This is a genomic window from Oleiphilus sp. HI0061 (genome assembly GCF_001635675.1).
This window is the reverse complement of the sequence record NZ_LWFE01000982.1, coordinates 1-521: the sequence shown is the minus strand read 5'-3', so window position 1 is coordinate 521 and position 521 is coordinate 1. Positions and strand designations below refer to the sequence as shown.

The window sequence follows — 521 nt, the reverse complement described above, 5'->3', positions numbered from 1 at the left end:
ATAGCGCCGTCCAAGTGTCTGCATCACTTTAGAGACACCATCAGGACATGAAGGTGTCAACAAAAGATGAGTGTGATTCGTCATCAAGACATAAGCATGACAACTTACATCATAGCGTTCACACGCTTCTTGTAAGCATTCCAGATAAAACTGATTATCTTGATCTGAAAAGAAACACGCTTCCCGATTGTTTCCCCGTTGGATTACATGGCACGGCACTCCTGCCATATACATTCTCGGCTTCCTTGGCATTTCAGTTTCCTCTATCTTCCTTGATAGTTACACGTGATTATCGACCTAAGCTAAGACCTTTTCAAGCTGAGTAATGCGAATGATTATTATGTGTCACCGACCCCTTTTGCTTTGCCTTTTGCTTTACTTTATCGGACATATTAAATAGAGTTATGTCCTATATATTAGAATACAGGCTCAGTTATGACCGAGAAACTAGACCCGTCAATGCTCCTCCAGCTGCTTAAGCAAGCCCCTGAATCTTTCGCGCTGTCTGATATTCTTGAATT

At 41.8% G+C, this 521-nt stretch carries 1 protein-coding gene; it reads right to left on the bottom strand.

Going from position 1 to position 521, the window contains the following annotated elements:
* Positions 1-234, bottom strand: a 234-nt coding sequence (locus A3735_RS28885; RefSeq protein ID WP_197485874.1) for a transposase, incomplete at its 3' end; no start/stop codon positions are given.
* Positions 235-521 lie beyond the last annotated feature (287 nt).